At 67.0% G+C, this 22859-nt stretch carries 17 protein-coding genes; 10 read left to right on the plus strand and 7 right to left on the minus strand.

Annotated features, from left to right (window positions below; translation table 11 throughout):
• Together B4U45_RS29895 and ilvD are read right to left on the minus strand one after the other, a co-directional pair.
• The coding region (locus tag B4U45_RS29895) for a PE family protein (RefSeq protein WP_277996413.1) at positions 1 to 661 on the minus strand (661 nt) is incomplete at its 3' end.
• A gap of 105 nt (positions 662 to 766) precedes the next feature.
• Entirely contained in the window at positions 767 to 2461 is a 1695-nt protein-coding gene (ilvD, locus tag B4U45_RS15630) for a dihydroxy-acid dehydratase (RefSeq protein ID WP_075545151.1), read from the minus strand.
• Between the two features lie 123 nt (positions 2462 to 2584).
• On the opposite strand from ilvD, the gene ricR reads away from it, so the two are divergent.
• From ricR to B4U45_RS15660, 6 genes are all read left to right on the plus strand, one after another.
• Positions 2585 to 2875 (plus strand): copper-sensing transcriptional repressor RicR, encoded by a 291-nt coding sequence (ricR, locus tag B4U45_RS15635; protein WP_075545182.1) that lies wholly within the window; start codon positions 2585 to 2587, stop codon positions 2873 to 2875.
• A 148-nt stretch (positions 2876 to 3023) separates the two neighbouring features.
• Positions 3024 to 4262: an MFS transporter gene (locus B4U45_RS15640; RefSeq protein ID WP_075545152.1), complete on the plus strand. Its 1239-nt coding sequence runs from the start codon at positions 3024 to 3026 to the stop codon at positions 4260 to 4262.
• 139 nt (positions 4263 to 4401) lie between these two features.
• Complete coding sequence (locus B4U45_RS15645) at positions 4402 to 5418, plus strand: L,D-transpeptidase (protein WP_219859435.1); 1017 nt, start codon at positions 4402 to 4404, stop codon at positions 5416 to 5418.
• 261 nt (positions 5419 to 5679) lie between these two features.
• The gene (locus tag B4U45_RS15650) at positions 5680 to 6267 is read left to right on the plus strand and encodes a TetR/AcrR family transcriptional regulator (RefSeq protein WP_075545154.1); all 588 of its coding nucleotides are present in this window, start codon (positions 5680 to 5682) and stop codon (positions 6265 to 6267) included.
• A complete protein-coding gene (locus B4U45_RS15655) occupies positions 6264 to 8519 on the plus strand; it encodes a molybdopterin-dependent oxidoreductase (RefSeq protein ID WP_099223728.1) in 2256 nt (751 codons plus the stop codon). The genes B4U45_RS15650 and B4U45_RS15655 overlap by 4 nt, the downstream gene beginning before the upstream one ends.
• A 359-nt stretch (positions 8520 to 8878) precedes the next feature.
• Positions 8879 to 9592, plus strand: coding sequence for a hypothetical protein (locus B4U45_RS15660; protein WP_219859437.1), 714 nt, complete (start codon positions 8879 to 8881; stop codon positions 9590 to 9592).
• Here B4U45_RS15660 and B4U45_RS15665 read toward each other — a convergent pair.
• A complete protein-coding gene (locus tag B4U45_RS15665) occupies positions 9589 to 11592 on the minus strand; it encodes a M13 family metallopeptidase (protein WP_219859443.1) in 2004 nt (667 codons plus the stop codon). The genes B4U45_RS15660 and B4U45_RS15665 overlap by 4 nt on opposite strands.
• A gap of 42 nt (positions 11593 to 11634) precedes the next feature.
• Between B4U45_RS15665 and B4U45_RS15670 the strand changes: the two genes are divergently transcribed.
• Both B4U45_RS15670 and B4U45_RS15675 read left to right on the plus strand, forming a co-directional pair.
• Positions 11635 to 12273, plus strand: a complete 639-nt coding sequence (locus tag B4U45_RS15670) for a hypothetical protein (RefSeq protein ID WP_075545158.1) — start codon at positions 11635 to 11637, stop codon at positions 12271 to 12273.
• A gap of 19 nt (positions 12274 to 12292) precedes the next feature.
• Positions 12293 to 12982 (plus strand): hypothetical protein, encoded by a 690-nt coding sequence (locus tag B4U45_RS15675; protein ID WP_083154793.1) that lies wholly within the window; start codon positions 12293 to 12295, stop codon positions 12980 to 12982.
• Between the two features lie 8 nt (positions 12983 to 12990).
• On the opposite strand, the gene B4U45_RS15680 is transcribed toward B4U45_RS15675, so the two are convergent.
• Positions 12991 to 13509 (minus strand): hypothetical protein, encoded by a 519-nt coding sequence (locus tag B4U45_RS15680; protein ID WP_075545160.1) that lies wholly within the window; start codon positions 13507 to 13509, stop codon positions 12991 to 12993.
• A complete protein-coding gene (locus tag B4U45_RS15685) occupies positions 13506 to 16538 on the minus strand; it encodes an MMPL family transporter (RefSeq protein WP_075545183.1) in 3033 nt (1010 codons plus the stop codon). Before B4U45_RS15685 ends, B4U45_RS15680 begins: the two co-directional genes overlap by 4 nt.
• A gap of 242 nt (positions 16539 to 16780) precedes the next feature.
• On the opposite strand from B4U45_RS15685, the gene B4U45_RS15690 reads away from it, so the two are divergent.
• The gene (locus tag B4U45_RS15690; protein ID WP_082275175.1) at positions 16781 to 17380 is read left to right on the plus strand and encodes a hemophore; all 600 of its coding nucleotides are present in this window, start codon (positions 16781 to 16783) and stop codon (positions 17378 to 17380) included.
• Positions 17381 to 17410: 30 nt separating this feature from the next.
• Here B4U45_RS15690 and B4U45_RS15695 read toward each other — a convergent pair whose 3' ends face one another.
• Entirely contained in the window at positions 17411 to 18592 is a 1182-nt protein-coding gene (locus B4U45_RS15695; RefSeq protein ID WP_075545185.1) for a lysylphosphatidylglycerol synthase transmembrane domain-containing protein, read from the minus strand.
• A gap of 191 nt (positions 18593 to 18783) precedes the next feature.
• Between B4U45_RS15695 and B4U45_RS15700 the strand changes: the two genes are divergently transcribed.
• A complete protein-coding gene (locus B4U45_RS15700; protein WP_122526358.1) occupies positions 18784 to 19938 on the plus strand; it encodes an AI-2E family transporter in 1155 nt (384 codons plus the stop codon).
• On the opposite strand, the gene mmpL3 is transcribed toward B4U45_RS15700, so the two are convergent.
• Positions 19935 to 22790: a trehalose monomycolate exporter MmpL3 gene (gene mmpL3 / locus B4U45_RS15705; protein WP_083154784.1), complete on the minus strand. Its 2856-nt coding sequence runs from the start codon at positions 22788 to 22790 to the stop codon at positions 19935 to 19937. The genes B4U45_RS15700 and mmpL3 overlap by 4 nt on opposite strands.
• Between the last annotated feature and the right edge of the window lie 69 nt (positions 22791 to 22859).

Raw genomic sequence — 22859 nt, forward strand, 5'->3', positions numbered from 1 at the left:
TGCCACCGGCCCCGCCGTCGCCGCCCACGCCGCCGGTGGCACCGACCAAACCGGTGGTACCTGCGCCGCCGGTGCCGCCCGTGCCGCCCGTGCCGAACAGGAACCCGGCGCCGCCGCCGGCGCCGCCCGTCCCGCCGGGTCCGCCTTGGCCGCCGATGCCGCCGTTGCCGATCAGGCCGGCGGATCCACCGGCGCCGCCGATTGCCCCCGGGTTGGTGCTCGCCCCGCCGTTGCCGCCGTTGCCGTACAGGAGCCCGCCGGGTCCGCCTGGGGTTCCCACGCCGTTGACGGTGGTCCCGTTGGCGCCGTTGCCGATCAGCGGGCGGCCCAGCAGCGCCTGGGTGGGCGCGTTGACGACTCCCAGCAGGACGTCTGCCACAGTGGCGGCCTCGGCGGAAACGTACGAATTCGCGCCCGCCAGCAGGGTGTTGGTGAACTGATCGTGGAATGCCGCCGCCTGCCCGGCCACTACCTGGTAGTTCTTCGCGTACTGGGAAAACAACGTCGCGATGGCGGTCGACACCTCGTCGGCCGCCGCGCTGGCCACATTCGTCGTCGTGGCGGCCGCTGCTGCATTCCCGTTGGCCAGCGACGCGCCGATATTGTGCACATCGGCCGCCACCGAGGCCATGATTTCCGGTGAGACCAGGACATACGTCATCGGGCACCTCGCTGTACTCACGAAAACCATCGCCCGGCAGTCACGAAGCGATGGATTGCCCGATGCTATCGCCGCGAACCCGGGTTGTGGCTCGAACGGGGGTGGCTACCCGCAGACCGCGCCGCCGGCGGCGGAGCCGACCAGCTTGACGTACTTGGCCAGGACGCCGGTCTTGTAGCGCGGGGGTGGGGGAGTGAAATCCTGTTGCCGGGCCGCGAATTCGTCGGGGTCGGTGAGCACGTCGAGGGTGCGGCTGGTGACGTCGAGCCGGATCCGGTCGCCGTCGCGCAGGAAGGCGATCGGCCCCGCGTCGACGGCTTCGGGCGCGATGTGGCCGACGCACAGGCCGGTGGTACCGCCCGAGAACCGGCCGTCGGTCAGCAACAGCACGTCTTTGCCCAGCCCCGCGCCCTTGATCGCTCCGGTGATGGCGAGCATTTCTCGCATCCCGGGCCCACCCTTGGGGCCTTCGTAGCGGATCACCACCGCGTCGCCCGTGGTGATGGTGCCGTCCTCGAGGGCGTTCAGCGCGGCCCGTTCACCATCGAAAACCCTTGCCACACCTTCGAATACCTCGGAATCGAAACCGGCGGTCTTGACCACCGCACCCTCCGGCGCCAGCGATCCGCGCAGAATGGTAATCCCGCCGGTCGGGTGGATGGGGTTGCTCAGCGCGCGCAGGACTTTGCCGTCCGGGTCCGGCGGGGCGACGGCGGCCAGGTTCTCGGCCACCGTCTGACCGGTTACCGTCAGGCAATCGCCATGCAGCAGACCGGCATCCAGCAGTGCTTTCATGACCACCGGCACCCCGCCAATGTGGTCGACGTGCGACATCACGTGGCGGCCGAATGGCTTGACATCGGCCAGATGCGGCACTTTCGAGCCGATCCGGTTGAAGTCGTCCAGCGCCAGCTCGACGCCGGCTTCGTGGGCGATGGCCAGCAGGTGCAGCACGGCGTTGGTCGAGCCGCCGAACGCCATCACCACGGCAATCGCGTTCTCGAAGGCTTCTCTGGTGAGGATGTCGCGGGCGGTGATGCCGCGGCGCAGTAGTTCGACGACGGCCTGCCCGCTGCGGCGTGCGAACCCGTCGCGGCGACGGTCGGTGGCCGGCGGCGCCGCGCTGCCCGGCAACGACATGCCCAGCGCTTCAGCGGCGCTGGCCATGGTGTTGGCGGTGTACATGCCGCCGCAGGCTCCCTCGCCGGGGCAGATCGCCCGCTCGATGGCGTCGACGTCCTCCCTGCTCATCAGTCCGCGCGCGCACGCGCCGACCGCTTCGAAGGCGTCGATGATGGTGACCTCGCGCTCGCTGCCGTCGGAGAGCTTGGCCAACCCGGGCAGAATCGAGCCCGCATACAGGAACACCGCCGCCAGGTCCAGGCGGGCGGCGGCCATCAGCATTCCGGGTAGCGACTTGTCGCACCCGGCCAGCAGCACCGAGCCGTCCAGCCGCTCGGCCTGCATCACGGTCTCGACGCTGTCGGCGATCACCTCGCGCGACACCAGCGAGAAGTGCATCCCCTCGTGTCCCATCGAAATGCCGTCGGACACCGAGATCGTCCCGAACTCAAGGGGATAGCCGCCCGCGGCGAACACCCCTTCCTTGACCGCCTTGGCCAACCGGTCCAGCGAAAGGTTGCACGGCGTGATCTCGTTCCACGACGATGCCACCCCGATCTGCGGCTTGGCGAAGTCTTCGTCCCCCATGCCTACTGCCCGTAACATGCCGCGGGCAGCGGCCTTCTCCAGGCCGTCGGTGACGTCACGACTGCGGGGCTTGATGTCGGCTTCGGGCATCGTCCAAGTATGCTCGTGGCACCCTACCTGATACCCCGCTAGGGTATGAGGTAGCATCTAGGATTTACGGCAGCCCGATCGGAGATTTCCGCAGAGCTGGGGCGTCCGATCGTTGGGAGAATGATGACAACCGACTACGGCTATTCGCAGCAGAAGGACAATTACGCCAAACGGCTGCGGCGCATCGAGGGTCAGGTGCGCGGAATCGCGCGCATGATCGAAGAGGACAAGTACTGCATCGACGTGCTCACCCAGATCAGCGCCGTCAACAGTGCGCTGAGATCGGTGGCGCTGAATCTGCTCGACGAACACCTGAACCACTGCGTCACCCGTGCCGTTGCTGAGGGTGGCACCGAAGCCGACAGCAAGCTCGCAGAAGCCTCCGCAGCCATCGCTCGACTCGTTCGTTCCTGAGCGCGCGTCCGCGCACGGGCGTGTTGACCCGCAATTCGTGTGAAGGCGCGGCGGCGGTGCGTACGGTGAGTGCAGCGTGATCGTCACGACGCACTACCGCGGTGCGCGGGCGATGCGCGGCCACTGAATGCCGATAGATGTCACCGCCATGACTGCCGAGACCCGAACCGTTGCCCCTGCCGGCGGACCCTGGACACCGCGGGTCGCCGCGCAGTTGGCTGTGTTGGCCGCGGCGGCCTTCGTGTATGTCACCGCCGAGATCCTGCCGGTGGGCGCCCTGTCGGCGATCGCGCGAAACCTGAACATCAGTGTCGTCCTGGTGGGAACGCTGCTGTCGTGGTATGCCCTGGTCGCGGCGCTGACGACGGTTCCGCTGGTGCGCTGGACGGCGCATTGGCCGCGGCGGCGGACCCTGGTGGTCGCCCTCGTCTGCCTGACCGTTTCGCAGCTGATCTCGGCGCTGGCGCCGAACTTCGCGGTGTTGGCCGGCGGGCGGGTGCTGTGTGCGGTCACCCACGGCTTGCTGTGGTCGGTCATCGCACCGATCGCCACCCGGCTGGTGCCCCCCAGCCACGCCGGACGCGCCACCACGTCGATCTACATCGGAACCAGCCTGGCGCTGGTGGTGGGCAGTCCACTGACGGCCGCGTTGAGTCTGATGTGGGGCTGGCGGCTGGCGGCGGTGTGCGTCACCGTGGCGGCTGCCGCGGTCACTGTGGCGGCCCGGCTGCTGTTGCCCGAACTCGTACTCAGCGCCGACCAGTTGCGGCACGTCGGTCCGCGATCGCGCCACCACCGCAATCGCGCGCTGATCATCGTGAGCCTGATCACCATGATCGGCGTCACCGGCCATTTCGTCTCGTACACCTACATCGTGGTGGTCATCCGGCAAGTCGTCGGCGTGCACGGGCCGAATCAGGCCTGGCTGCTGGCCGCCTATGGGATCGCCGGTGTGATCGCGGTGGCTCTGATGGCGCGCCCGCTGGACCGCCGGCCCAAGGGCGCGATGATTGTCTGTGTCGCGGGCCTGACCGTCGCGTTCGTCGTGCTGACGGGGCTGGCGTTCGGCGGTGGCCGCGCGCCGGTGACGACACTGGTCGTCGGAACCGGGGCGATCGTGCTGTGGGGAGCGGCTGCCACCGCGGTGTCGCCGATGCTGCAATCGGCGGCGATGCGCAGCGGGTCCGACGACCCCGACGGGGCATCCGGGCTGTATGTGACGGCGTTTCAGCTGGGCATCATGGCCGGCTCGCTGGCCGGTGGACTGTTGTACGAGCGGAATGTGGCGCTAATGCTCACCGCATCGGCGATCTTGATGGGCGTCGCGTTGGTGGGGATGACGGCGGCTCGGCGCGTCTTCGAGGCTGCGGATGAGGCGGCCCCGTGAAACTTCACACCCTTCAATAAGGCTGCAGGTCAACGGCGTGAACCGAGTAGCTGGGGTGGTGCCGGGCGGCTGCGGGACCGGAAAACAGCTGCTGCGCTATGCCACACTGGGGGCCAGGACGTGACCGGAGGGATGACATATGTCGCGCTGGACGAGGGCCCGCAAGGGGGGCAGGGGGGCAAGGCTCTTCGCCGCGGTGAACGTGGCCGGGGTGGTTTCGGTGTTGTTGTTGTTGGGCGCCGGCCCCGCACTTGCGGACCCGGATCAGGTGCCCGGCGACCCGGAAGTGGTCGCGCCGGCTCAGCCTGCCGACCCGGGGGCTCCCGCACCCGACCCGCTGGCCCTGCCTCCGGCGCCCGACCCGCTTGCACCGCCGCCCGACCCGCTGGCGATACCTGCCGCCGCCGGCCCGGTCGCTGGGCAGGATCCGACGCCGTTTGTCGGCGATCCGCCATTCCGGCCGCCGACGTTCAACCCCGTCAACGGCGCGATGGTCGGGGTGGCCAAACCGATCATCATCAATTTCCAGGTGCCCATCGCCGACCGCCCGATGGCTGAAAGCGCCATCCACATTTCGTCGATCCCGCCGGTGCCCGGCAAGTTCTATTGGATGAGTCCCACCCAAGTTCGGTGGCGCCCGCTGCAGTTCTGGCCGGCCAACACGGCGGTGAATATCGACGCGGCCGGCACCAAGTCGAGCTTCCGTACTGGTGATTCGTTGGTGGCCACCGCCGACGACGCCACCCACCAGATGACGATCACCCGCAACGGCGTGGTGCAGCAGAGCTTCCCGATGTCGATGGGGATGGCGGCCGGCAACCACCAGACTCCGAACGGCACGTATTACGTGCTTGAGAAGATGCCCACGGTGGTGATGGATTCCTCCACGTATGGAGTCCCGGTCAATTCGCCGCAGGGTTACAAGGTGACCGTTTCCGATGCCGTCCGGATCGACAACAGCGGAAACTTCGTGCACAGCGCGCCGTGGTCGGTAGGTGATCAGGGCAAGCGCAATGTCAGCCACGGCTGCATCAACCTCAGTCCCGCCAACGCCAAGTGGTTCTACGACAACTTCGGCAGTGGGGACCCGGTAGTCGTGAAGAACTCCGTGGGGACCTACAACAAGAACGACGGCGCTCAGGACTGGCAGATCTAAGAGCTGCGCGGGCAGGCCGGCCGCGGATCGGTAACGGCTCACGCGGGTTTGGCGCTGCCCGAACCGGGTCAGGTTTTCATTCTGCGCTCAGGGCGGCGAGATCGCAGTCCGCGCCGCTCTGAGTGCAGGCTGGACGCACTGGATGCAGACTCGCGCGTCCAATCGCCGGGGAGCCCCTGCCAAACCCGTGGCAGGCCACCCCTTGCGCGACCGCACTATGTATATCAACATACATAGACAGTCCCGGCCCGAGGAGCAGCCATGCGAAGTCCGCGCGAACGCATGGTCGTCTCTGCCGCGCTGCTGATCCGGGAGCGTGGCGCACGCGCCACCGCCATCTCCGATGTGCTGCAGCACAGTGGGGCGCCGCGCGGGTCGGCCTACCACTACTTCCCGGGCGGGCGGACCCAGTTGCTGTGCGAGGCCATCGACTACGCCGGTGAGCACGTCGCGGCCATCATCGGCGAACCCCGCGGCAGCCTCGAGCTGCTGGACACGCTGATCGGCTGGTACCGCGAGCAGTTGCTCGCCAGTGACTTCCGTGCGGGCTGTCCCATCGCGGCGGTGGCGGTCGAAGCCGGCGAGGGCGCCGACGGCGAGCGAATGGCGCCGGTGATCGAGCACGCGGCGACGGTGTTCGACCGCTGGTCGGAGCTGCTCGCGCAGCGCTTTGTCAGCGACGGCATCTCGGCCGCCCGGGCAAACGAATTGGCGATGCTGGCGGTGTCGGCGCTGGAAGGCGCGCTGCTGCTGGCCCGGGTACGGCGTGACCTGACACCGCTCGAGTCGGTTCACCGCCAGTTGCACCACCTGCTACTGGCCGAGCTGCCGGAAGGGAAACCGCAATGACCACCACCGATTGGCAGTCCACTGCGTGCATCCTCTGCGAGTGCAACTGCGGCATCGTGGTGCAGGTAGCGGACCGCAAACTGGCCCGCATCCGCGGCGACAAAGCGCATCCGGCCTCCCGCGGGTACACCTGCAACAAGGCGTTGCGCCTGGACCACTACCAGAACCACCGCGGCCGGCTGAGCTCGCCGCTGCGCCGCCGATCGGACGGGACCTACGAGGAAATCGACTGGGACACGGCCATTGTCGAAATCGCCGACGGGTTCAAGCGGATCCGTGATATCTACGGCGGCGACAAGATCTTCTATTACGGTGGCGGCGGGCAGGGCAACCATCTCGGCGGCGCCTACAGCGGCGCATTCCTGAAGGCGTTGGGTGCGCGCTACCGGTCAAATGCCCTGGCGCAGGAAAAGACCGGAGAAGCATGGATCGATTGGCAGCTATATGGCGGCCACACGCGCGGCGAATTCGAGCACGCCGAGGTATCGGTGTTCGTCGGCAAGAATCCGTGGATGTCGCAGAGCTTCCCGCGAGCCCGAGTGGTGCTCAACGACATCGCCAAAGACCCGGCCCGATCGATGATCGTGATCGATCCCGTCGTCACCGACACGGCCAAGATGGCCGACTTTCATCTGCGGGTGCGGCCCGGCGCCGACGCCTGGTGCATGGCGGCATTGGCGGCCGTTCTGGTTCAGGAAAACCTTTGCGACGAAACATTTCTCAGCGAACACGTGCACGGCGCCGACGCCGTGCGCACCGTACTGCGCGAGGTTCCCGTCGCCGACTACGCGCAACGCTGCGGCGTGGACGAGAAATTGTTGCGAGCGGCGGCCCGGCGGATCGGCACCGCGGGCAGCGTCTCGGTGTTCGAGGACCTCGGCGTCCAGCAGGCGCCCAACAGCACGCTGTGTTCGTACCTGAACAAGATGCTGTGGATCCTCACCGGCAACTTCGCGAAAAAGGGTGGCCAGCATCTGCATTCGTCGTTCGCGCCACTGTTCAGCGCGATATCCGGACGCACGCCGGTCACCGGCGCCCCTATCATCGCCGGACTGGTTCCGGGCAATGTCGTGCCGGAAGAGATCCTGACCGACCACCCGGACCGTTTCCGGGCCATGATCGTCGAAAGTGCCAATCCAGCTCATTCCCTTGCTGATTCGGCGGCCTGCAGGGAGGCCTTCGCAACGTTGGAACTGCTGGTGGTCGTCGACGTCGCGATGACCGAAACCGCGCGGCTGGCCCATTACGTGCTGCCGGCGTCGTCGCAGTTCGAGAAGGTCGAAGCGACCTTTTTCAACTTTGAGTTCCCGCACAACGCGGTGCACCTGCGCCACCCGATACTGGAACCGCTGCCGGGAACGTTGCCGGAACCGGAAATCTGGTCACGGTTGGTGCGCGCGTTGGATGTTGTCGACGACGCGGATCTGCGGCCGCTGCGCGAGGCGGCGCAGCAAGGCCGCCAAGCCTACACCCAGGCGTTTCTCACCGCGGTGGCGACCAATCCGACTGTGGCCAAACTGCTTCCCTACGTGCTCTACGAAACCCTCGGCCCCACGCTACCGGACGGGCTGGCGGGGGCGGCGGCGTTGTGGGGGCTTGCCCAGAAAACCGCGATGACCTATCCCGACGCCGTCCGGCGCGCCGGGCACGCTGACGGCAACGCCTTATTCGACGCGATCCTATCCGGCCGATCCGGGGTCACCTTCACCGCGCACGACTACCCGGACGACTTCGCGTTGATCAGCCACGCCGACCACAAGATCGCCCTGGAAATCCCCGAAATGCTGGACGAGATAAGGTCATTGGCCCACACTTCGATGGCTTTGACGACGCCGGAGTTGCCGATCGTGCTGTCGGTGGGCGAGCGCCGCGCCTACACCGCCAACGACATCTTCCGCGACCCGTCCTGGCGTAAGCGCGACGCCGACGGGGCGCTGCGGGTCAGCGTCGAAGACGCCCAGGTCCTCGAACTGGTCGACGGCGGCCGAGCCCGCATCACCACCGCGGCCGGCAGCGCTGAGGCGACCGTCGAGATCACCGAGACGATGCTGCCCGGACATGCCGCCCTGCCCAACGGCTTTGGGCTGGACTACACCGACGACGACGGCCAGCTACGCACCCCGGGCGTCGCCCCGAACACGCTGACCTCGACGCGGTGGCGTGACCCCTATGCCGGCACACCGTGGCACAAACATGTGCCGGCGCGCATCGAGGCGTGCCGAACCGGGGCACCACTCGTACCGCCGGGTTAACCACGTCTGGTGGCCGCAGCCCATCGAATCGTCCAGGCAGCGCAAATCACCGGCCGGCGCATGCCCCAAGCAGTTCCGGTTCGGTTCGTTAGGCCGCTGCCATGGGATTTCACAATCGTTGCATCCTTGCCCAACCTCGGCTCGGCACTCTTGGCGTGGCGACGTCGGGATGGTGGCGTCGGGGTGCGCTCGAATGCAGTAACTCGTATTCGGGCACCCAAAATTTTGGTGGATCTACTCGGGAAGTAGCCATGGAGAGTGCGAGATCTGCGGCTCCAACACCGGCGTCAACGACTTGGGCAGCGCCAGTTCGTCACTCGGCACGACCGCGCTCACACCTCATCAGGACCGCGGACCAGGTGACGGTGCTGCGGTTGCTCATCCTTTTCGTTGTTCTCTATCTGGTAGTTCTGCGAGTGCATCCGGCGATCCCGATCATCCTGTTGGCGATATCGCTGACGCTGGACGGCGTCGACGGGTATTTGGCATTGCGGCAGCACAGTGACCGCAAGCTCGGCCTCATCGCTTATGCGCGCTACATCATCGGAGATCCGAGCGATAGTGAGGCGATACAGAAGGCAAGGCGGAAGATTGAGCAGCGATTCCCATTAGGACCCAGGATCGACATCGCCGGTGACCGAATAACAGAGTACGCACTCTGGACGCTCTTTCTCGGCCTTTACTTGATTCCGTTCTACATCGTGCTCATCGTCATAGCCAGGCATTCAGTAGCAGATGCATTCATGGCCGCGAAAGGCACCTCGTCGACGATGAGAACTTCCATCGGCCGCACAATTTATGCATCCAGCCTGGCCAGGGCGAGTAGTGTAGTCATCAAGTTCTTGACGTTCTCCTATTTCATGCTGGCATACATATTGAATTACCCGCTATGGTTCGGTTACGTACTGATGGCGGCGTTGGTATCGCATATTTTGCTTAGAGGGGCGGCCGAGGTGGCTGAAGGTCTGGCCGAATCAAGAGAAAGACGGGATGGTGACGCGCAATACGTCAGTGAGGCTTCTGCAATCGCTGGCGCACCACGCGCGCCTGGAATATCGCGAATCGACGTTTAACTCCAGATTCTGACCCTGCTCTGCTGTTCCAGGAATAGCGCATCGCCCTCGGTGACGTCGAAAGCCTCGTAGAAGGCGTCGATGTTGCGCACCACGCCGTTGCACCGGAATTCCGGCGGGGAATGCGGATCGACGGCCAGTCGCCGGATCGCCTCAGCCTCACGCGCTTTGGTGCACCACACCTGAGCCCACCCGAAGAACACCCGCTGCACGCCGGTAAGGCCGTCGATGACCGGAGCGGGCTCGCCGTTCAGGGACAGCTGGTAGGCCAGCAGCGCGATGGACAGCCCACCCAGATCGCCGATGTTCTCCCCGACGGTGAACGCGCCGTTCACATGGTGGCCGGCATCGAGATCCCGTGGCGTGTACGTCTCGTATTGTTCGATCAACGCCTTTGTGCGGGTGGCGAATTCGGCGCGGTCATCATCCGTCCACCAGTCGACCAGGTTGCCGTCGCCGTCGTACTTGGCCCCCTGGTCGTCGAAGCCGTGTCCGATCTCGTGCCCGATCACCGCGCCGATGCCACCGTAGTTGGCGGCGTCGTCGGCTTCGGCATCGAAGAACGGCGGTTGCAAAATGGCTGCCGGGAAGACGATTTCGTTCATCCCGGGGTTGTAGTAGGCGTTGACCGTCTGGGGTGCCATGAACCACTCGTCGCGGTCGACCGGTCCGCCGAGCTTGGCCAGCTCGCGGTCGTGGTTGACCGCGTAACCGCGCCGGAAGTTGCCGTAGAGGTCGTTTCGGTCGATCACCAGCGTGGAGTAGTCCTTCCACTTGACCGGGTAACCGACCTTGGCGGTGAACTTGCCCAGCTTGGCCAGTGCCCGCTGCCGGGTTTGCGGGGTCATCCACTGCAGCTCGCCGATGCTGACCCGGTACGCCTCCTGCAAGTTGGCCACCAGCTCGTCGATGCGGGCCTTGGCTCCCGGCGGGAAATGCCTTTGCACATAAAGCTTTCCGACTGCATCGCCGATCAGCGTCTCCACCAGGGCCACGCCCCGCTTCCAGCGCTCCCGGATCTGCTCGGCGCCGGTCAGCCTGCGGCCGTAGAACTCGAAGTCCTGATCGACCAGGTCGCGGGTCAGCCAGGGGGCCCGGGAGCGGATCAATCGCCAACGCGCCCAATACTTCCAGTCGTCGAGGTCTTCGCTGTTCCACAGCGCCGCGAACGCGTGCAGATAATCGGGCTGGCGCACTACCAATTCCGAGAGCGCCTGTGGCGTGCTGCCCAGCGCGGTGACCCAGCCCTCCCAGTCGAAGCCGGCGCCCTCCACCTGCAGGTCGGCGAAGGTGCGCAGGTTGTAGGTGAGCTCGGCGTCACGGCGCTTGACCACGTCCCAATGGGCGGCGGCCACCTTGCTCTCCAGCGCCACGATGCGGGCCGCGATATCGGCGTGGGCGGCCCGGTCCTCGGGGGTGTCGCCGTACACCAAGCTGAACATCCGCGCGATGTGGCCGGGGTAGGCGGCCAGCACCGCGGCATGCCGTTCGTCGCGATAGTAGGACTCGTCGGGCAGGCCGATGCCGGACTGGGAGAAGTGCAGCAGGTAACGGGTGGAGTCCTTGGAGTCGGTGTCCACATAGAATCCGATACCACCGCCCATGCCGGTGCGTTGCAGGGCGCCGATGACGGCGGCCAAGGAGACGCGGTCGGTGGCGCCGTCGATGGTGGCCAGCTCCTCGTGCAGGGGTTGCAGACCGCGGCGTTCGACGGCGTCCTCGTCGATGAAGCTGGCGTACAGGTCGCCGATGCGCTGCTCGTCGCCGCCGGTCACGGCGCCTTGTGCACAGGCTTGGCTGGCTTCGACGATCAGGTCGCGTACCTGCTCTTCGGCGCGGTCGAACAGCTGCCGGAAGGCGCCGTCGATCGCCCGGTCCGCCGGTATCCGGTGTTCTTTGAGCCAGCGGCCGTTGACATGGCCGAACAGGTCGTCTTGCGGGCGGGCATCGGCGTCGACGTAGCTCAGGTCGATACCGGAGCGGATGGCCTCTACTGTCACCCCGCCATCCTTCCATCCCTTATCGGGTGCGACGATCGGGCCATGCCCGACAAGGATGCTGATGTCGATGAGGCCGACGACTCCGGCGATGCGACTCCGGAGCCCGACGAACCGGAGTCGGCGCGGGCCGCGATGTTCTCCAACTACGGCATCGCCTCGACCGTTCTCGGTGTGCTGTCGGTGGCCGCGGTCGTGCTCGGCGTCCTCATCTGGTCGTCACATCGTGACGAGGTCGCCGAGCGCGGGTATCTGAGTCGGGTCATGCGCGCGGCCGCCGAGTGGACCGATGTGCTGATCAACATGAACGCCGGCAACGTCGACTCCAGCCTGCAGCGGCTGCACGACGGAACGGTCGGACAGCTCAACACCGATTTCGACGCCGCCGTGCAGCCCTATCGGCAGGTGGTGGAGAAGTTGCAGACGCGCAGCAGCGGCCGGATCGAGGCGGTGGCGATCGAAACGGTGCACCACGACCTGGATACCCAGCCCGGCAGCGCCCGGCCGGTGGTGACCACCAAATTGCCGCCCTTTGCCACCCGGACCGACTCGGTGCTGTTGGTGGCGACGTCGGTCGCCGAGAACGCCGGTGCCAAGCCCCAGACGGTGCACTGGAATCTGCGGATCGACGTCTCCGAGGTGGACGGCAAGCTGATGATCTCCGGGCTGGAGTCGATCCGATGACGAACCCGATGAGATCCCGATGAGAAACGCGTGGCGGCTGGCCGTATTCGACGTCGTGGCGCCGCTGGTGGCCGCCATGGCGCTACTGGTGATCGGATTCGTGCTCGGCTGGCCGTGGTGGTGGATTTCGGCGTGCTCGGTGTTGGTGCTGCTGATCGCCGAGGGTGTGGCGGTCAATTTCTGGCTGTTTCGCCGTGATGCCGTCACCGTAGGCACCGACGACGACGCGCCGGGGCTGCGCCTGGCCGTGGTGTTCTTGTGCACGGCCGCACTGGTGGCCTCGGTGCTGACCGGATATACCCACTGGACCACGCCGGATCGCGAGTTCAATCGCGACTCCCGAACGGTGGTACAGGTCGCCACCGGGATGGCCGAGGCGGTGGCGTCGTTCTCGCCGACTGCGCCGAACGCCTCCGTGGACCGGGCCGCGGCGATGATGGTCCCGGACCGGGTGCAAGCGTTCAAGGAGCAATATGCCAAGTCCAGTGCCGACCTGGTGCAGCGCAAGGTCACCGCGCAGGCCGCGACGCTGTCGGCTGGAGTGGAGGCGCTCGGGCCCGCGGACGCCAGCGTGGCGGTGATTCTGCGGGTCACCCAGAACTCGCCCGGTCAACCCCCGAGTCAGGCGGCGCCGGCGGTCCGGGTAACGCTGACCAAGCGCGGTAATGACTGGCTGGTACTCGACGTGACGCCGATCAATTCCCGATAGGCCGGGCCTCAGTTGGTGTCGGCCGCGCGCGTGTTGCGCACCCGGACGAACCGGTCCGACAACCGTCGCATCCGAATCATCAGCGAGGCGGACGGGCTGACGCTGCCGTCGAGGTAGCAGGTCAGGTCCTCGACCTGCACACCGATCCGCGACGCGAACTCCTGCTGTCCCAGACCCGATCGATCCATCAGCAGCTTTACGTGACGGGCCACCTCGGCACGCTCGTTGGCCTCCAGTTGGATGCGGGCACGGTCCAGCACCTCCGACAGCGCCTTGGAGATGCCGTACGGCCGAACTCCGCCAAGGACCTCTTCGACCTGACGGGCGGTGCGCCCGTACGGGTCGCGCTTGAGCGCGGCGGCGATGCGCTTCCAGGTGGCGATGTCGCCGCTCTCCAGCGCGGTGCGGATCGCGGCCGTAGACCAAAATTCCACCGGCTGGTCGGTGCCGGGTTCGCTGGATCCCCGCCCAGGCCGTTGCGGTGGCGGAGCGGGCACCGGTTTCCGCTGGTCGGCGGCCAACGTCACCTCGCCTCCTCCAACATCGCTACGGCCACTGCCAGGCAGCGTTGCCTGACCTCCTCCCAGTTTGCCCTGGCATCAGGGTCGGGCCACTCGTCGTCGACATCAGACGGGTGCGGATCAGCGAGCCGGCGGACCAGCTGGGTGGCCATCCATTGCCGCCTCGAATGCGAACCCAGTGGCTGACAACAGTAATACCTGTCCATTCCCGCCAGCACCACGGCCGCGGTGTCGGGTTCCATTGCTTCGACCATGTCAGCAAATTCGGCATAATCGCGGCTGCTGTTACGGCTCATGATCAGGTAGCCCTTGAGTCGCAGCGTTTCCGCCCCGGTCGGGATCAGCAGCCGGTCGCCGGTGGGCAACTGGACGTTGGTGGTCTCGACGGGGCTGCGCCGCTCGAACCGGGGCCGGTCGGTGCCGCTTTTCGCGGCGGCGCGCTCGGCGGCGTCGGTTTCCAGGGCGTCGAGCGCGATCGCGAGTCGCGCGCGCCACACGGTGACGGGATGAACCGGACGCTCGGCCCACGACATCGCCCGGGCGAGGCTGTTGCGGTAGGCCTGGCCGACCTTGCTGGCCGCCGACTGGCCGCCGGCCCTGGCGGAGGCGGCGGACACAGGGGCCGACGCCGCCGAGGCGGCGGTAGCGGGTACGGCGACGTCGGCGCCGTCCCGGACCAGTTCCGGAACGTGCTCGGGTCCCTTGTCGCTGCGTCCACAGCCGGTGAAGGCAAGCGGGTCGGCGACGCAAATCGCTTCGGGGGCAAGGTGTTTGAACCTGGCCGCAGACTTGAGCAGCATCCGCAGGTCGCTGCTGGGGGCAATTGCGGCGGCGATGTCGTCGGGAATCACCACGACGTCGCCCAAGTCGACCTCGGGTAGCGGCCGGTCGAAGTCGACCGACGGCAGCATGCGGGCCAGCCACCGCGGCAGCCACCAGTTCCACTGCGAGAACATCGCCATCAGCGCCGGTACCAGGATCAGCCGCACGATGGTGGCGTCTACCGCGATGGCGACCGCGCAGGCGACGCCGATCTCGGCCACCAGCGGCATGCCGGCGAACGCGAATCCGCAGAACACCGCGATCATGATCAGCGCGGCGCTGGTGATGGTGCGCGCGCTGGTGCTCACCCCGTACGCGACCGCGTCCCGGGTCTGGCCGGTGTGCAGGAAGCGCTCCCGGATCCGGGTCAGCAGGAAGATCTCGTAGTCCATCGACAACCCGAACGTCATCGCCAGCACCAGCGGCGGCACGGTGCTATCGATGGAACTCAAGTGGGGAAAGCCCAGTTTCTCCGCCCAGCCCCACTGGAAGACCATGACCAGACTGCCGTACGCGGCGGCCACCGATAGCAACGTCATCAGCACGCCCTTGAGCGCCAGGAACACCGAGTGCACCGAGACCAGCAGCATCACGAACGCGATCAGGGCCACGAACGCCAGCACCAGCGGCTGGGTCGCCGCCACCCGGTCGTCGAAATCCTTGATCAGCGCGGTTGGTCCGCCGACGTCGATCCGGGCTCCGTCGGCCGCTCGGGGCAGGTGGGTCCGCATCCAGTCGACGGTGTGCCGGGCGCCCATGTCTTCGGGGTCGACCGACAACACCGCACTGAGCAGCGCACTGCGGTTGTCGGCGGCGAACTTCGGCGGCGCCACGGACGCGACATCGGGAGCCTGTGTCATCTGCTGACGGATCGCCGCGATGGTTTGGCTGTGTGCCGGGGTGGACGCGCCGCCGTCGGGGAACGTGACCAGCACCTGAGCGGGGCCCAACGCACCCGGGCCGAGCGCCTGGGCGGCCGCCGACACCCCGGCCCGGATCTCGTGCGACGAGTCGAACTGTCGCAGCAAGCTGTTGCCCAGCACCATCTGAGTCGCCGGCGCCGCCATGAGCAGCAGCACCAGCGATGCCGATAACGCCGTTATCCAGGGCCGGTGCATCACCCACCCGACCCAGCGAGCCCAGAACCGGGACTGCGTGCTTTCCGGCCGCCGGGACCAGTGCAACAGCGCCGATCGCTTGGCGGCCGCCCTGGCGAAGGAGGCCAGCAACGCCGGTGTCAGCGTGGCCGACGTCAGCATCGCCACCGCGACGGCGAGGATCGCCCCGGTGGCCATCGACCGCAGTGCGGGGGTGTTGATCAAGTAGATGCCGGTGAGTGAGGCGATCACGGTCATGCCGGACAGCACCACCGCGAGCCCCGAGGTGGCCATGGCGGCGTCGACGGCGTCTTGCGGCCGACGGCCGGTACGTAGTTCCTCGCGGAAGCGCATCAGGATGAACAGGGAGTAGTCGACGGCCAGCGCGATACCGAACATCGACACGGTCGAGGTCACGAAGACCGACATGGTGGTGTGCATCGACAGCAGATAGACCAGGCCCATGGTGACGACGACCGTGCAGATACCGAGGGCCAGGGGGATCGCGGCGGCGGCAAGCGAGCCGAAGACGGCGAGCAGGACGATCAGGATGATCGGTAGGTTCCAGCGTTCGGCATCGGCGATGTCGTGTTTGGTGTTGGCCGCCGCGGCGGCGCTGAGCGCACCTTGCCCGATGACATACAGCCGCACCCGGCCGTCCGCCGTTTGCCCGGGCTTGTCGCCTTTCACGCCGATTTTTTGGCGCAACTTCTTAGCGACGTCGCTGGTGCCGGCGTTGCGGGCGTCCAGCCGCAACGACAGCACATATGGCCGGTCGGGCTGCGGGGGCCGCTGCGTGGGGTTGGGCACCTCCGTTACCCCGGGGAATTCGCCGGCGATGCTTCGCAGCCGGGTGACCGCGTCGTTGATGTCGGAGAAGCTGGCATCCGGGCGGGGGGTGGCCACCAGCGCCAGCGACGGCGTTTCCTGGTCGCGATACTGAGCGTCGAGGACGTCGTGGACCAGCAACGACTGCGATCCGGCTACCTCGAAGCCGCCGCCGGTGAGATTCCCCGACTGCGTCATGGCCAGATAAACTGCCGGCACCAAGGCGAGAAGCCAGCCTGTGAACACCAACCACCGGAATCTGCGCAGGTTGCGGCTCAGGCGCATCATGAACTGCTGGATGTTGTTCTCCCGGTATTTCTCTCGCAATGCGTGCTCGCGAGCCTACCGCAGGGCACGTATCAATTATGTCGGCTTATTGGTTGCTGAGCTGCAACGATGTCGGCACTGCGATGCTGCGGCGAACCCCGGCCCCGGTCGTCGGTGTTGACGGCGCCCGCGCCGGAGGTGGCAGGATGTCCGTGGCCGTGCGGGCATTCGGAGTCCGCAACTCGGGTTAGACGGGGGAACTGATGTCGACACATGAACGTGGTGGCCTGCCGGGCGCGGCGCCCGCATCCGACGCTGGCAAGCGGTCGTTCGCCAGGACAGGTACTGCTGCGCGGCGCGGGTTGTTCGTCACCTTGATCGCCGTTGGGTTGCCGGCGGCCGCGCTGGTCATGCCGGCCGGACCCTCGGCAACCGGGGCGACCGATCCCTGCGCGGCCAGTGAAGTGGCCAGGACCATCGGCTCGGTCGCCAAGCAAACCGGCGACTACCTGGACTCGCATCCGGAGACCAATCAGGCGGTGACCGCGGCACTGCAGCAGCCGGCGGGACCGGAATCGTTGGGATCCTTGGCATCACTGAAGGGTTACTTCGAGCGGAACCCCAAGGCCGCCGGCGACCTGCAGTCGCTTGCGCATCCGCTGACCAATCTTTCGACGCAGTGCAAGCTGCCGGTCACGTTTCCGCAGGCGCTGAACCTGGCGCAGGCCGCGCAGGGCGCAGCTGGGTTGCCGGGTTTGCCGCCGGCAGCCGGGGCGCCCCCCGCCTCCGGGGCGCCCGCAGGCACCCAACCGCCGGCAGGCACCCAGCCGCCCGCGGCCGGCGGGCCGGTCCGGGGCCGTTGAAACGGCGACACAGAAATCACCTCGGCTGACTCACCGGCCTTCTGTGGAGTCACGATCAGGCGGCGGCAACGGGCCCTGCAGGGCGGTTTCGGCCGGGTCGTCGGCAACGCTGCGCCCGACCCCGAGGATGCGTCCCAGCTCGGGGTCGGTCGGCGGGTCGTCGGCATCCGAATCGGCGACGTTCTCGGTTCGGAACATGAAGAAGAACACCACCCAGCCGATCGCGGCGATGAACAGCCAGCTGATCAGCCGGTAGATCAGCATCGCCGAGATGGCGTTGGGCAGGGCCATGCCGCTGGACACCAGGCCGGGCACCAGCACCGCCTCCACGACCAGCAGGCCTCCCGGCATCAGCGGGATAGTGCCGACTGCCCGGGCGGCGGCATAGGCGACCGTCAGCCCGGCGACCGAGGCGTGGTCACCGGCGGCGTAGGCGGCGAAGCCCAGGCAGGCCACGTCGGCGATCCAGTTGAACAGCGACCAACTGAACGCCACCGCGAGGTCGCGCCGGCTCAGGCTGACCGACTCGAGCTGCATGAGCGTTTCGCGCCACTTCGCCACACCGGTGTCGGCTGGCTTACCGCGAATCGAGTTGACCCACGACAGCACCCGGTTGCCGATTCCTTCGATCAGTTCCGGCCGCGACGCCACCGCCTGGGCCAGCAGCAGCAACGCGACGAAACCGCCGAGGGTGAACAGCAGTGAGAACGGGTTGTTCTTGGCGCCCAGGAAGAAGGCGCCGCCCAGCCCGAGCAGGGCCAGTCCGACGGCCTGCAACACCCCAGACATCACCAGCTGCCAGGACGCCACCACGGTCGAGGCACCCCAAATGCGTTGCTGACGAAGCAGAAAGGTCGCCGACAGCACCGGGCCGCCGGGCAGCGTGGTACTCAACGAGTTCGCCGCATAGAACGCGGCTTCGGACCGCAATTGCTTGACGTGCACACCGGCCGATCTCAGCAGCGTGCGCTGGATCTGCGCGAAGCTGTGCATCGACGCGGCCGCTGCCCCCACGGCAGCCACCAGCCACCACCAATTGGCCTGGTAGATACTCATCCACGCTTTGGCCAGCTGGTCCCACACCAGCGCCACCTCGACCGCAAGCACGATTGCGACGATGCCGAGGACCACCCAGCGCAGCCACCAGTACTTGCCGCGCGGCGCCTCTTCGCGCCGGTCGACGAGCTTGCGGGCGGGGGCGTCGTGCGACACCGGATAAGGGTAACCGTGCAGGTGGCACCGCGATCTCCGCACGTCATCGACTGTGTCAGGGTCGTTCCGGGGTCGTGACCGGATCGTGGCGGCGGTGGCGGCGGGAAGCGACCGCACCATGGCAAGATCGCGCACCGGGCCGTACGCGGCGTTGCGGGAGTCCGGCGCCGCAGCCCGGTTAGGCTTGCCGGATGTCGGCAAGCCTCGACGATGCTTCGGTAACCCCTTTGGTCCGCAAGACCGCGGCCTGGTCGTGGCGCTTGTTGGTCATCTTCGCTGCCGCACTCGCGGTGATCTGGGTCATCAGCAAACTCGAGATCATCGTCGTTCCGGTGTTGCTGGCGTTGATCTTGAGCGCGTTGCTGGTGCCGGTCGTGGATTGGCTGGATCTGCGGCGCGTGCCGCGCGGTGCCGCGGTGTCGCTGGTGCTGCTGGGCGGTTTTGCGATCCTTGGCGGCATCCTGGCCTTCGTCATCAGCCAGTTCATCGTGGGCCTGCCCGATCTGGTCAAACAGGTGGAACGCAGCATCGACTCGAGCCGCCGGTGGCTGATCGAAGGGCCGGCGCATCTGCGTCGCGAACAGATCGACAACGCCGGCAACGCCGCGATCGAGGCGCTGCGCAACAATCAGGCCAAGTTGACCAGCGGCGCGATTTCCACCGCCGCCACCATCACCGAGCTGCTCACCGCTGCGGTGTTGGTGCTGTTCACACTGATCTTCTTCCTCTACGGAGGCCGCAACATCTGGCAGTACGTGGTCAAGATCGTGCCCGCCCCGGCCCGTGACCGGGTCCTGGAGGCCGGGCGCGCCGGATACTCCTCGCTGATCGGCTATGTGCGGGCCACATTCCTGGTCGCCCTGACCGACGCGATCGGTGTCGGCACCGGGTTGGCGATCATGGGGGTGCCGCTCGCGCTGCCGCTGGCCTCGCTGGTGTTCCTGGGCGCCTTCATCCCGCTGCTGGGTGCGCTGATCTCCGGTTTGCTGGCCGTAGTGGTGGCCCTACTGGCCAAGGGATTGGTTTACGCACTGATTACTCTGGGTTTGCTCATCGCGGTCAATCAGCTCGAGGCCCATTTGCTGCAGCCGCTGGTGATGGGTCGTGCGGTCTCGATTCATCCGCTGGCGGTGGTGCTGGCCATTTCCACCGGCGGGGTACTTGCCGGAATCGTCGGAGCCCTGCTGGCCGTCCCGACGGTCGCGTTCCTCAACAACGCAATGCAGGTGCTGCTGGCCAAGGACCCGGCGGCCGCCGCCGAGCAGCCCGAGGAGCCGTCGACAATCCTGCAGGCCGAAGTGGACAATCCCGACGCGGCCGACCAAGCGGAGCCGAAGGAAACCTAAAGCCGTCCCTCGCGGCGCAGCAGGTCCTGAGCGGACAGGCCGCCGGCACCGCGTCGGCGCCGGGTGCCGTCGGCGCCGTTGTCGCCCTGCGCGCCGCGCGCGTTGAGCTGCTCAGTGGCCGCGTCGGAGTCGCTGTCTTCCGGCCGTTGGACCGGCAGCTTGGCCGTGGCATCGGCCGAGTCGGTTTCGCCGGGACGGCTCCCCGGAATCGGCATGGCGCGGGTCTGACCGGCCGATGGGGCCGGCGGCGGGGTCGGCGCCGGTGGCCGGGCCGACGACGGTGCCGCCGGCGCGGCGCTGCTCGAGCCGCGGCCCGGTGCGCCCGGTTTGCCGGGCGCGGACAGTCGAGCTGTGGGCGGTTCACTCGGCTGGCTTGCCTTGACCGGGATCTGCTTGGTGCCCGCGCTGGACGGCCCGCTCTGCGTAGGCCCGATCTCCGGTCGAGCGGACCCGCGTTGCGACGACTCCGGCGTCGACGGGTGGGTGGGATCGTGCGGGAGGCGCGGGCCGGCGGCGACCAGGCCGGCGGTGACCGGAGGCCGGGAGACGCGGCCGTCGGTCACCGGTCGCTTGCGTTCGTCGGGCAACTGGATCTCGCCGAGGCCGATGCGGGTCTGCACCCGCCGCATCCATCGCGGAGCCCACCAGCAGTCGTCGCCGAGCAGCTTCATCACCGAAGGCACCAGGAACATCCGCACCACGGTCGCGTCTAGCAGCAGCGCCGCCATCAGGCCGAAGGCCAGGTACTTCATCATCACCAGGTCGGAGAACACGAACGACCCGGCGACCACCGCAAGCACCAGCGCGGCCGCGGTGATCAGGCGGCCGGTGGTGGCCGTGCCAATGCGGATGGCCTCCTGGGTGGACATGCCGCTTTCCCGGGCCTCGACCATGCGGGAGACCAGAAAGACTTCATAGTCGGTGGCCAAGCCGTAGCCCACCGCCACCACGAGTGCGATCACCGGCGCGGTCAACGGCGTAGCGGTGAAGTTCAGCAGCCCCGAGCCGTGCCCGTCGACGAATATCCACGTCAGGATGCCCATGGTGGACCCGAGCGTCAGTGCGCTCATCACCGCGGCCTTGATCGGCAGCACCACCGACCCGAAGGCCAGGAACATCAGCAACGTGGTGGCGGTGAGCAGGATGACCAGCATCGCCGGCATATTGTCGAACAGGCTGTGGATGGAATCCTGCTCCAGCGCCGGAGTGCCGCCGACGTATACCTCGAGCCCTTTGGGTGGCGTGATCGCGCGCAGCTCTTGCAGCTTCTTCGCCGCGTCGCCCGGGTTGATCAGCCCGTTCTGCAGCACCCGTACCGAAGGATCCTTCGACGCGCCGGGCGCGACGCTGCGCTCCTGCCACATGTTGGCCGGATCGTTGTCCGGTTCGATGAATCCGCTGATCGACATCGCCTTACTGCGGATGTCGGCGACCTGCTGGTCGGTGACCGGCTGGTGGTTGGTCGACTGGATCACCAGGGTCAGCGGATTGGTGCGGTATCCGGGGAAGAGCTGGTCGAAGTGCTCCTGGGACTGGCGCACCGAATTGTTGGGCGGCAGATACTTCTCGCTCATGCCGCCCAGTGACAGGTTGAACAACGGGATGACCAGCAAGATCATGCCCAGGACGATCGGGATGGCGAAGACCAGCGGCCGCCGCATCACCCAGTTGACGAGCTTGCCCCAGAAGCCGGCCTCGACCTCTTCGCGGGTCTTGGTCTTCTGCAGCCGGTCGGCGAGCCAGTTCAGGTAGGCCCGCGAAACCTTCCAGTTGCGCAGGAACGGCACCCGGAATGCGGTGCGTACACCGAGCGCGTCGACGTGCCGGCCAAGGACTCCCAGAACGGCCGGCAGCAGCGTGATCGACAGCAGGGCGGCCAACCCGACCGCGGCGATCAGCGCGTAGGTCAGCGATTTCACGAAGCCCTGCGGCAGCATCAGCAGGCTGATCCCGGAGGCGATGATCAGCACCGCCGAGAATGCGACGGTTCGGCCGGCGGTCATGACGGTGCGTCTGACCGCGGCTTCAGTGTCGTAGCCTTCGGCGATCTCCTCCCGGAATCGGCTCACCACGAAGAGCCCATAGTCCACCGCGATACCGAGGCCGATCAGTGAGACCACGGGCTGGGCAAAGAAATGCACCGGCCCGAACACCGCCACCAATCGCAGGATGCCCAGCGCGCCGGCGATGCTCAGGCCGCCGACCATCACCGGAAGACACGCGGCCACCGCGCCACCGAACACCAGGAACAGCACCACGGCCACTAACGGCAGGGCCAGCACTTCCATCCGTCGCTGGTCGGTGGCGATGGTGCCGGTCAGCGCCTCGGCGACCGGCTCGAGGCCGGCGAGTTGAACCGTGCCGCCGTCGAGCTTCTGCAACGACGGCGCGATGTCCTTGTAATTGGTCAGGATGGTGTCGTCGTCGTCGCCCTTGAGCGGGATGGACACGAACGTGTACTTCTTGTCCTCGGTGGCCATGCCCTTGACGACCGTGCTGGTGGTGTCCGGTGCGCGCAGGTAGCCGGCCCAGCCCATCACCTGGTCGGGGTGGTCCTGCACGAATCGGTTGAGCTCGTCGGTGATCTTCTTCGACCAGGCAGGGTCGTTGACCGTCTTGCCCTCTGGGGCTTTGAAGATCGCGACGATGTGACCGGTCCGGTCCCGGCCGTAGACCTGGTCGCCCAGGATCGACGCCTTGACCGACTGGCTGCTGTCGTCGTAGAAACCGCTCTGCGTGACGTGCTTACCCAGGCTCAGCCCGAAGACCCCGCCGCCGAGGCATAACGCCACCGTGACGCCGATTACGATGAACCGGTAGCGGTACACAATTCGACCCCACCAGGCGAACACGTAATCTCCTTACTGGATCGTTAGCGACCCGCGCATTGCTCTTCGGTTGTCAGACGCTCGGTTGTCTCA

It is taken from the genome of Mycobacterium persicum (assembly GCF_002086915.1).
Taxonomy (GTDB): Bacteria; Actinomycetota; Actinomycetes; order Mycobacteriales; family Mycobacteriaceae; genus Mycobacterium; species Mycobacterium persicum.

Coding starts and splice junctions, on each gene's coding strand:
- ilvD (WP_075545151.1), bottom strand. CDS start 2,461: ATGCCCGAAGCCGACATCAAGCCCCGCAGTCGTGACGTCACCGACGGC.
- ricR (WP_075545182.1), top strand. CDS start 2,585: ATGACAACCGACTACGGCTATTCGCAGCAGAAGGACAATTACGCCAAA.
- B4U45_RS15640 (WP_075545152.1), top strand. CDS start 3,024: ATGACTGCCGAGACCCGAACCGTTGCCCCTGCCGGCGGACCCTGGACA.
- B4U45_RS15645 (WP_219859435.1), top strand. CDS start 4,402: ATGTCGCGCTGGACGAGGGCCCGCAAGGGGGGCAGGGGGGCAAGGCTC.
- B4U45_RS15650 (WP_075545154.1), top strand. CDS start 5,680: ATGCGAAGTCCGCGCGAACGCATGGTCGTCTCTGCCGCGCTGCTGATC.
- B4U45_RS15655 (WP_099223728.1), top strand. CDS start 6,264: ATGACCACCACCGATTGGCAGTCCACTGCGTGCATCCTCTGCGAGTGC.
- B4U45_RS15670 (WP_075545158.1), top strand. CDS start 11,635: ATGCCCGACAAGGATGCTGATGTCGATGAGGCCGACGACTCCGGCGAT.
- B4U45_RS15675 (WP_083154793.1), top strand. CDS start 12,293: ATGAGAAACGCGTGGCGGCTGGCCGTATTCGACGTCGTGGCGCCGCTG.
- B4U45_RS15685 (WP_075545183.1), bottom strand. CDS start 16,538: ATGATGCGCCTGAGCCGCAACCTGCGCAGATTCCGGTGGTTGGTGTTC.
- B4U45_RS15690 (WP_082275175.1), top strand. CDS start 16,781: ATGTCGACACATGAACGTGGTGGCCTGCCGGGCGCGGCGCCCGCATCC.
- B4U45_RS15700 (WP_122526358.1), top strand. CDS start 18,784: ATGTCGGCAAGCCTCGACGATGCTTCGGTAACCCCTTTGGTCCGCAAG.